Raw genomic sequence first — 8,661 nt, forward strand, 5'->3', positions numbered from 1 at the left:
ACTTGTTGTACCTCTTAACGAGGATAAAGATCCGGAGGTCAAAGATGGCTGGACACTTGTAAAGAAAGCTGACAAGTATCTGGCAACCTTTGAAGAACCACAGGTTGATGATGATGGAAATCCAATCCTTGATGAAGAAACCAAGGAACCGGTTACAAAAACCATTTATAAGGTTTATGTAAATGACAATGGCAAAAAGAAATGGGTAGAATCCGATGAAGATGGCGTATTTGAGGATGCAAATACACCGAAAAAAATTCCGGAAGGTTTTACAAAAACTGATAAAGCTGATATGTATCAGATTACAAAAAATGATGCAGAATCCGGTAAAGCAGTATATATGGTATGGGCTGTCGATGGCGGCGTGGGCCGCTGGCTAAGCTGTGATGCGGATGGCAACTTCTACAAATCCTATCATCAAGAATGGGATTTCACACTGTCTCAGCACTTTGACTGTGCAGACGGCTTTGTGTTCTCCTTTGACGGTCTGATTGTAGATGCTGCTGCTGACAATGCAGCACAGATTGCTAAAACTGTAGTAACAAACCCATGGAAAGTAACTCCGGAAATTACGCACTCTGATGCGTATCAGTATGAAACAACTGACAATATCACAACATTTACTGCTGCACCGACGGATGCAGCTCCTGTTTACTTTAAGGTAAATAACGGCATTAAAACGTCTATGATTTATCAGGGCGGCCAAACGATTACAACCATTAACGTAAAACAGAGCCAGTTATATAACTTTGGCGTGGACAGCAAGCCGGAAGATACAACTTCCGTTGAAAAGCTGTATCCTACTATTGAATATACAACTGATGAAGAAACAGAGCTGATTGAGTGGTGCAAAGACCTGACGCCGGATAACACAAAGTTTGACAGAGTATTTGATGAATCAAACTATGTCAAGGTAATCCGTCATGAAGTCAGCCCGGAAAGCAAAGACGAAGTATCCTATGAAATCGTGATTGTAACTGATAACAAGGACGAAAACCTCGGCTTTAAGGTAACATACCCTGATACAACAACCCTGCAGCCGATAAACTGCACCGATGACGGTGAAGAAGCCGGTAAGCTCGTGTTTAAGAGCATTGAAGGCACAATGGTATATCCATTAGGCAGCCCCGTTGCTACAATTACCACTGATGAAAACGGCATTGCAACAACGCCAAATCTGCCCCTTGGTAAATACTATGTTCAGGAAGTAAAATCCGGAAACGGTCATGTAAATAGCTCCGAGTGGAGAGAATTTGAACTGAAGTATGCGGATCAGTATACGCCTCTCATTTGGGACGAAGCGACACTGGATAACGCAGCAGTCAGTGTAAAAGTTGACCTTTCTAAGTTATTTGAAACCTCATACAAGAGCAAAGAGTACCAGCCAGGTGCCGGTGCTGTATTTGGTATTTTTTCTGCAGAAGAAATCACTGCCAAAACGAAAACCGAGAAAAAAATTGATACAAAGAAGATTGGCTCGGACTCTTTAGTTGGTACAATCACAACCAGAGAAGATGGCAGCGGTACAGCAATCGTGAAGTTGCCGCTTGGCAAATACTATATTAAGGAGCTATCTGCACCGGAAGGATATAAACTGAACGGAACAAAATACTATTTTGACGCCGTGGATATTTTGACTGCGGATCAGATTGATTTTGCTTATGATGATATCGGAGTAAGCGGTTATGTTACGCAGGACGGCAACGACCAGACGATTGTTAATATCGAAAGCCTGTACAGTAAGCCGATGAACAATCTGAAAGTAGATGGCACAGAATATGATCTGCTGCAGTCAGTGACTACAGAAAATGTCGTTGTAGAAAAACTGGACGGCAGAACCAGAACGAAAGTTACGGTTCCTACAGGAAAGAGCAGCACTGTTACATTTGCAAACGGCAGCACATTAAATATTGCAGCTACTAAGACAACATATACTGCAACTTTCGATGGTGGTGCAGCCCCTGAATTAGAGCTTGGCAACGAAACGACTTTAACAAAAGCTGTTGAAGGTACAAAGACGATCGTTACCTATAGCCCGAAAGTTACTAAAACGAACTGGCTTAGCGAGGTGGCTTATGAATACGAACCTCCTAAAAACACCGATAAGGGTGAAGGTGGTTTTACTGTAGTGCAGCCTGCAAACAAGAAGCTGGCACTGACAAGTGCAGTTGGAACTTCTGAAATTACAGCTTCCATCGACTATGCTTATGCTGCAGCAGAGCTTACCTTTACCAGAGGCACTGTAACTGGCATAACCGTAGATGATAAGGCGATTGATTCTGCTGATTATGCAGATGGTATTACGCTGAAACGCATTGTAAAGACACCTGTAATGGTCGAAAATCCAGATGATCCAGAAGGAGAAAAGATTCAGAAGGTAGATAAAGACGGAAACCTTGTCTTTGAAACCACTGTAAATGCTACGAAAGCCGTAATCAACTTTGCTGACGGCGTTACTTACACCGTGCAGTTTGATGCAGCAGGCAACTTCTATATGGACGCTTCCGGCTATGTTGATGATAATCTGGAAACAGAAAGCATCTTGTCTGTTGACGGAAATCCAGTAACAGCCGATTTCCTCAAAACAATGAAGCTGATTAACATCAAAAACACCACTGCTAAAACCTATGCAAGAAACAATACCGATGCGGGCGTGCTAAATATCACTGTAAACAACATCAAAAATGACAGAATTCCGACTGATGTACCGGAAATCCCGGATATTCCAGGGACACCGGATACTCCATCTATTCGCACAACTGCAAAGGACAGTGAAACTCATGAGCACATCTCAAAAGCTGATGATAAGGTCACAATCATTGATACTGTATCTTATACTGCGTTAACGCCTGGTCAGGAATACACCTTAAAAGGCGTGCTAATGGATAAGGAAACCGGCAAAGAGTTACTGGCAAATGGCAAACCTGTAACAGCCGAGAAAGTGTTCACACCGGAAAAATCCTCCGGCACCGTTGATATGGAATTCACATTCGATGGTTCCAAGTTAGAAAATATGGCAACCGTTGTATTTGAGGAGTTATATAAAAATATTGACACCGATAAAGACGGTAAGCCGGATACACCGGAAGATAAGCTGGCAGCAGACCACAAGGATATTACCGATGAGGGACAGACCATTTACTTCCCCAAAATTAAAACCAATGCAACAGATAGTGAGACAGAAGATCACATCTCTAATGCAGATAAAAAGGTTACAATTAAGGACGAAGTAACATACTACAATCTGATCCCTGGCAAGGAATATACCGTAAGCGGCGTGCTGATGGACAAGGAAACTGGTAAGGCGCTCTTGGTTGACGGCAAAAAAATAACCGCAGAAAAGACCTTCGTTGCAGACTCCGCAAACGGAAGTGTCACCTTAGAATTTACTCTGGACGCATCTGCACTTGCTGGAAAAGCAACCGTTGTATTTGAAAGTCTCAAATATGATGGCAAAGAAGTTGCGGTTCATAAGGATATCAAGGATAAGAATCAGACAGTGATCTTTAAAAAGAAAATCGGTACTGTCGAGTTGACACCACCAAAAGGACCGAATCCTTACGATGATACAAGCATTACAGTTGAGACTATCACACCAAAAACTGGCGATACCGCAAATCTATTGATATGGATTGCCCTTGCTGTGATGGCACTACTTGCCATATTTGAAATCTATCGCAAAATAAGGAGAAAAGAATAAAAGAATATCCGTTATTACCCTAGAGGGCAGCTTTTTAGCTGTCCTCTTTTAGTTGGAGATAAAACGATGAAAAGGAAGATCATCTTACTGCTATGTTTTCTCTTGGTTTTGAATCTGTGCTGCGCAAGCATCACATTTGCTGGAACTAGCGAGAAAACCATGTACGCAAAGCAGCAGACATGGATTTATAGTAACGGCTATCAGACCGCAAAGTATGCGGTTTGCCCAGTGGGTAAAAATCAGCAAGTTAAGGTTGGAAAAAAGGTATATGCCACCATGCCAGGTGGAAAAAAGGACTACTATTATCAAACATCTTACTTTGGCAAAACCTTTTATATTCCAGCAGCAAAGTTGACGACGAAAAAGCCGAAAGAAGCGTATACGATGACCTACAGCTTTAAGGCGCTGGAGGTAACGTCAAAGTTGTATCTGTATGCATCACCGAGTCTTTCGTCTGCAAAAGAACGAACAGATGAAGTCAGTATATACACCATCGGTGAAACCAAAAACTGGTATGTAGCATTTGTAAGCGGAAAGCTAGGATATATCTCGAAAAAGTCATCAGCGGTTAAGAAGGTAAAAAAAACGACATATGTCCCGCTGCATATCAGTAGCAAGGAATTTTTTGCTGCGAAGCAAAAACAGATTAGGAACAGATTTTACGTGCAATATGCATTGTTACCGTCCTATATGCGGGACGGTCTAGTAAAAAGAGATGCCGAAATATATATACAGCAGAAGCTAAAAGAACCATTTGAAACGAATGGCAATGGTGGTTATACCACTTCCGCAGTAGCAAAGGCAACAATCTATGTAAAAGAAAACTCCTCGTCATACAATTTGGAGTATACACTGCATCATGAAATTGGACATGCGCTTAGTCGGCATTTGTGGCCAGGACAAAGCATAAATGAACTGGAATATCTCATACAGGAAAACAAGAAATTGCAGCTCGGTGCGTATTATGCAAGCAATGCAGCGGAATGGCTCGCTGAATGCATTGATATTTTAATCAAAGATCCAAAAATGTTGCAAAATAAAGCACCAATGACTTATCAGTTATTGGTGGAAGAAGTGTTTAACATAAACGAAAGTCCATTACGTGCCGCCTAATCTGGCACGAAAAAATATATAAATACTTAAATTTTAAAAACGAAAGGAAAAACAAAAATGAAAAAGAAAATGATCACAGCGCTGTGCGCACTTACGTTAACACTTGGTACTGCAGGAAGCTGCTTTGCCGCTGAAACAAATCCGCAGACCACGCAGGCGTACATCAATGTTCCTGCTACAGCAATCGACTTTAGCGTTACCGAAGAAATCATCTTCACCGGTACTGCTGATTCTGCTGACTTAACTGCCAATGATTTGGAAGTTACCAACAACAGCAAAATCGGTGTATTGACTGCAAGCATCGAAGCAACCGGTGACAATGGATGGACAGTAGTGGCTGATTCCACCAATTTTGCAAGACTGGGCGCTAATGCAAAGAAAATCGGCATCATGGCAGCTGGAACTCACGATATGTCCACAGGCGCATACACTGGTGCAGGAAATATTAACCCGACCGAAAAAGTTACAGTACCACTTTCTGGTAAGACTGGTAGAGTAACTGCTGCACAGGAAAATGTTAAGGTTGCCAACTTTGTTACAACTGTTTCCGTAGTGGAATAATTGAAAGAACAGAAGGTATACAAAATGAAAAAGAAGATTTTATCTATTTTATGCATACTGACTATGGTGGTTAGCACCTCTGCTGTTGCATTTGCAGACGACAGCAATGTGGCAGCATATATGACTGTGCCGGCAACAGCAATCGATGTAACAGTAACAGAATCCATTGATATGACTGGCGCTGCGAACTCTACAGATTTAGCAGTAGACAAAGTAACCGTTACTAATAACAGCGCTGCTGGCGTTATCAATATCGATAAGATTGCCGCTACTGCTGCGGCCGGCTGGACATTAGTTGATGCTGCAACAGATTTTAAGGCGTTAAACGCTAACGCTAAAAAGCTGTCTTTAACATCGACACTTGGTAGCTCCACTTGGGATATTACCAAAACTTGTCCGACTTTTGCTAAGGCTGACAGTAGTGTGTCTGCCGGTGCATCAAGGGACATTACCTTTACAGGAAAAACCGGCGTTGTAACAACTGCCGTAAACCATGTACAGGCAGCCACCATCGTGGTGACTTTAAGCCTGGCGTAATCAATCCGTTATTACTATGAGCAGAAAGGTGGAACGTAATGGAAAGTACAGAAAATACAAACGAAAAGAACAAAAAACAAAAAATACTGATTATAGTTTTGCTGATTGCAGTTGTTATGCTGGGAGTAGGACTATTTCATGCCCTGCATTCAGATGACCTTGAGACCAGCAAAACAGCTGTTATTGTGCAGACAAATGAGGAGCTAAGCGACACAAGCGGTGGACAAGTGAGAATCCGTATCAATTCAGCGGTACAGGTTTATGAGGATACCATGCAGGATCTTGCTTTTGCAAATCTCAATGAAGGAAGGCAGCTACAATGTAGAATTAAAGTAGGAGATACCTACGTTTATAACTCCGGGCTTATTAAATCCGGGGATATTGTACAGGCAGATGTTATTGATACGTCAGCTCTGCAACAAGGCAAAAACACTGCAACGGCAGAGATTTATAGCTACGATATGGATAAAGATCTAATCGGACAAACTAACACGATTATCGACCTTTATCTAAATGACTAACGAGTAGGGTGCCTCTATCGGGGCGCCCTTTTATATAGGAAGGAGGAAAAACGTTGAAAAAGAAATCTAAGAGATGGCTTTCGCTTTTGCTTACTATGACCATGCTTTTAGCAATGGCAGTTCCAGCCTTTGCAGAAGAGCTGGATAGCTATATGGAGCAGACTCTCATTGACGCAGTGCAAGAAGATCAAGAAGATACTGTAATGAATGACGTGGATGATACCAGTTTATCTGAGACTCAAGATTCTGACCAAGTAGAGGCAACAGATGATGAAGCCGATTCTGAGCAAGTATCTCAGGAATCCTCTGGAAAGCCAAAAAAGGCAGCTCCGAGAGTTACCACAGCTGATGGAACTAGAACAGTCCTCTATGAAGATGGCACTTTAATACTCAATGAATTGGAAGCAGATAGTGCAGCTAATGAATCTGCCCATGGTGCTGTTACTAAAGAGTATCCAGCTTGGGATGGCGAAGAAAACGACTATGTCTTCGGAGATACCGGGGTTCCATGGTTTAAATTTCGTTACAATATAAAGGCAGTTGAAATAGGCAGTAAAATATCTCCAGTTGACACTTCAAAGTGGTTTTTTGATTGTACGAACGCTATTAGGGCAGAACTAGCAAATCTGGATACCTCAAAGGTCACCACTATGGAGATGATGTTTTATAACTTCGGGAGCGTTGCTTCCGATGTAACGATTTCAGGTTTAGAAAGCTGGAATACTGGCTGCGTTACAAATATGCAGGGAATGTTTCAATGGACAGGTCAAAGTGCGACTGGAAGTATATTGATTTCAGGTTTAGAAAGCTGGAATACTTCAAATGTCGAAAACATGACTGAAATGTTTGACAGTGTAGGCAGTCGGGCCACATCAGTCGTCCTTTCTGGTCTTAATAAATGGAATACAAGCAAAGTTAAAAACATGAGAAAAATGTTTTACTTTTTTGGTAATCAAGCAGGAACAGTAGAGATACCAGGCATTGAATGTATTGATACTAGTAATGTGGAGAACATGGAAAGCATGTTTGAAGGCTGCGCAAGTACAGATACCAAGAATGTAACTATAGATTTATCGAATTGGGATGTATCAAATGTTACGAACATGCGAAACATATTTTGTCAGTTTAAAATATCTGCGGACAAAGTCATTTTCTTAGGCCTTGAAAATTGGAAATTCAATAGTAACGCAAATTTGAGCGGTATGTTTTCAATGTCGGGAATAACAGGCATTACTCCGTTAGTATCAGAATATAACATTGGCCTTTTAACAATTCCGGGCGGCTGTATTGTTGATAGCATGTTTAACTTTGCTGATAATGTAAAAGGCACCCTAAAAATTGATGGTATGCCTATTTCTGAATATGGTGGAGATATTAACCTTGCATGGGGTGCAAATAGAACTGGAGGAGCCTTATATCTCGCACCAACTAACGCAGCAACATTGACCTGGGCGCAGGAAACTATTGACAAGTATGGTCTTTCTGGCGACCAGACACAAGGCCATATATATTTAAACGACGATCAAGTTGTCGGTCGAACAGTTCTTTACGCAGATGGTACCTTAATCATCAATGAACTTTTAAAAGACCAAGGTGCTAATGAAGCTACACATGGCGCAATAAAAAAGGAATATCCAGCATGGGACGGCGCAAAAAATGATTACAACATAGCCGGCAATGGCGTACCATGGAGCTGGCTCGATGATATAACATCTATAGAAGTTGGCAGCAAAATTTCACCTGTGAATACCTCACGCTGGTTTTTCGGCATGCATGTATCTTCGATTGATGTATCTCTTCTGGATATGTCAAATGTAATTGCTACAGTTGAAATGTTTGGAGAAACTACTGTAGAAGAAATTGCAGGATTGGGAAATTGGGATATGTCAAATGTGCAGGACGCACATAACATGTTTGGTTGGCTTTGCATGGGCGCAACAACCCCAATAGAGCTTTCCGGAATTGAAAACTGGAAGTTCCCAGGTGGAGCAAATTTAAGCGGTATGTTTATGAGCAGCGGCGCGGTGCGATTTGACAGCTTTACCATTCCAGAAGCATGTGACATTAGCAATATGTTTAATAGTTCATCGGAAGTTTACGGTGAGCTAATCATAAACGGTGTGCAGACTTGTACCGAAGAGGGCGAATGGAATGGATTTGCCAGAAATACAAACCCGGAAAAGGGTGCACTCTATCTTGTGCCAGACGATATGGGATATAGCCAAGCGG

6 protein-coding genes are annotated in these 8,661 nt (G+C 41.8%); all 6 read left to right on the forward strand.

Annotated elements, in window-relative coordinates:
- Positions 1 to 3,700, forward strand: a 3,700-nt coding sequence (locus D1151_RS06985; protein WP_161908419.1) for a VaFE repeat-containing surface-anchored protein, incomplete at its 5' end; no start/stop codon positions are given.
- Between the two features lie 66 nt (positions 3,701 to 3,766).
- Positions 3,767 to 4,813, forward strand: coding sequence for a hypothetical protein (locus D1151_RS06990; RefSeq protein ID WP_161908420.1), 1,047 nt, complete (start codon positions 3,767 to 3,769; stop codon positions 4,811 to 4,813).
- Positions 4,814 to 4,870: 57 nt separating this feature from the next.
- The gene (locus tag D1151_RS06995; protein ID WP_161908421.1) at positions 4,871 to 5,374 is read left to right on the forward strand and encodes a hypothetical protein; all 504 of its coding nucleotides are present in this window, start codon (positions 4,871 to 4,873) and stop codon (positions 5,372 to 5,374) included.
- A gap of 24 nt (positions 5,375 to 5,398) precedes the next feature.
- Positions 5,399 to 5,911 (forward strand): hypothetical protein, encoded by a 513-nt coding sequence (locus D1151_RS07000; RefSeq protein WP_161908422.1) that lies wholly within the window; start codon positions 5,399 to 5,401, stop codon positions 5,909 to 5,911.
- Positions 5,912 to 5,949: 38 nt separating this feature from the next.
- Positions 5,950 to 6,432 (forward strand): hypothetical protein, encoded by a 483-nt coding sequence (locus D1151_RS07005; RefSeq protein WP_161908423.1) that lies wholly within the window; start codon positions 5,950 to 5,952, stop codon positions 6,430 to 6,432.
- 53 nt (positions 6,433 to 6,485) lie between these two features.
- Positions 6,486 to 8,661: BspA family leucine-rich repeat surface protein (locus tag D1151_RS07010; protein WP_161908424.1), on the forward strand; the 2,176-nt coding region annotated here is incomplete at its 3' end.

This window comes from Emergencia sp. 1XD21-10 (genome assembly GCF_009936045.1).
Classification (GTDB): Bacteria; Bacillota; Clostridia; order Peptostreptococcales; family Anaerovoracaceae; genus Senimuribacter; species Senimuribacter intestinalis.

Coding starts and splice junctions, on each gene's coding strand:
- D1151_RS06990 (WP_161908420.1), top strand. CDS start 3,767: ATGAAAAGGAAGATCATCTTACTGCTATGTTTTCTCTTGGTTTTGAAT.
- D1151_RS06995 (WP_161908421.1), top strand. CDS start 4,871: ATGAAAAAGAAAATGATCACAGCGCTGTGCGCACTTACGTTAACACTT.
- D1151_RS07000 (WP_161908422.1), top strand. CDS start 5,399: ATGAAAAAGAAGATTTTATCTATTTTATGCATACTGACTATGGTGGTT.
- D1151_RS07005 (WP_161908423.1), top strand. CDS start 5,950: ATGGAAAGTACAGAAAATACAAACGAAAAGAACAAAAAACAAAAAATA.